Below are 1,372 nucleotides of genomic sequence, written 5' to 3' on the forward strand. Positions count from 1 at the left end.
CCAGCCTCACCTCCGTGGACTTGACTCCGCTGGCATCGTGGACAAAAATGACAAACAATTCATCCTTTATCTATAATTGCTCCAAACTCATTTTCGTCACCGTCCTCTCCACCACCCCCTTCCCCCTCACCAGCGGAGCCTTGACGAACGGCAACAACTGTCCTATCTACGTGCCGGACGATGCCGTGGATACCTATAAGACGGCCACGAACTGGTCCGCTTACGCATCGAGAATCAAACCCATATCAGAAAAAACGGAGTCATGAGAACAGACGAATCGAACAACAAGCATCTGATAGCGGAGGACGGCAAGGTCTTCCGCCGTATCAGTGACGGATGGATAGCCGGACCGGAAATCTATCTGGGCAAGACCTATCACCTAGGCGGCGAGAGGCTGGATACCCCCTTGGAAGAACTCCCCGGGCACTATGAGGAGATCGACGATCCGGTAGCCGCCGAGACCGTATTGCTTGACGAGGATACCGATATGAAAGAAGCGGTGAGGCCAATGATAGCCGCCGATGCCTCCACCGAACCTCCCGACGATCTTCCCCCGGAACCCCCAAGGGTGACACTGGCCGACTATCGTGCCTTAGAGAGGAAAGTGGAGATGATAATGAGATTATTAGGAATCAACTATAATAACAATTAAAGGATCGGAAGTATGAAAGAATTAAATGAGATTTTTATCGTGGCGTGGATAGTATTCGGATTATACATGCTTGTGTTTTTCGCTGCCATGGCAGATCTATGTAGCGGGATAAGAAAGGCTAAGTTACGTGGCGAGGTAAGATCCAGCTACGGCTTCAAGCGTACGGTAGACAAGCTGGCGAGGTATTACAACCTGCTTATCGCTTTGACCGTTGTGGATTGCATGCAGATGGCCGGCATATGGTATCTGGACATTTTCTACGGGTACCATATACCTATATTCCCGGTTGTAACGATGATCGGGGCTATTGGTCTTGGGATTATCGAGGTAAAAAGCATCTTCGAGAAAGCCGAGGACAAGGTAAGAAGCGATTACCAGCAAGTGCTGATGCTGGCTGGAGAGATCGCCAAGCACCGGACTGATCCGGAGGAGATAGCGAAAGCGGTTGTTGATTATATAAATAAGGGGAGTGGAAAATGAGAAATAATAGTCTGCCCAGAGGGTTGAGAAACAACAACCCCGGGAACATCAGGAGGAACAGCGATGTCTTCCAAGGCGAGAAGACAAGCTCAGACAAAGAGTTCAAGCAATTTAAATCGATGGCATACGGTTACAGGGCGATCTTCAAGATCCTGTCTAACTATTACCGGAACTATAAGCTGGATACGATCCGCAAGATGATAGGAAGATGGGCCCCACCGAAAGAGAACCATACGGAAA

General features: G+C 49.3%; 3 protein-coding genes and 1 pseudogene. All 4 read left to right on the plus strand.

The annotated features are described in order from the left end of the window. Positions 1 to 266: hypothetical protein (locus DW205_RS22190; RefSeq protein WP_121963162.1), on the plus strand; the 266-nt coding region annotated here is incomplete at its 5' end. Next, entirely contained in the window at positions 263 to 652 is a 390-nt protein-coding gene (locus DW205_RS21370; RefSeq protein WP_005862400.1) for a hypothetical protein, read from the plus strand. The genes DW205_RS22190 and DW205_RS21370, both read left to right, overlap by 4 nt. Positions 653 to 664: 12 nt before the next feature. Beyond that, complete coding sequence (locus DW205_RS21375) at positions 665 to 1,132, plus strand: phage holin family protein (protein WP_005862398.1); 468 nt, start codon at positions 665 to 667, stop codon at positions 1,130 to 1,132. Continuing rightward, positions 1,129 to 1,372: pseudogene (locus tag DW205_RS22680) on the plus strand (structural protein P5); the annotation flags it as partial. The gene DW205_RS21375 and the pseudogene DW205_RS22680, both read left to right, overlap by 4 nt.

Origin of the sequence: Parabacteroides sp. AM17-47 (assembly GCF_003434625.1) — a bacterium.
Taxonomy (GTDB): Bacteria; Bacteroidota; Bacteroidia; order Bacteroidales; family Tannerellaceae; genus Parabacteroides; species Parabacteroides distasonis.

Coding starts and splice junctions, on each gene's coding strand:
- DW205_RS21370 (WP_005862400.1), top strand. CDS start 263: ATGAGAACAGACGAATCGAACAACAAGCATCTGATAGCGGAGGACGGC.
- DW205_RS21375 (WP_005862398.1), top strand. CDS start 665: ATGAAAGAATTAAATGAGATTTTTATCGTGGCGTGGATAGTATTCGGA.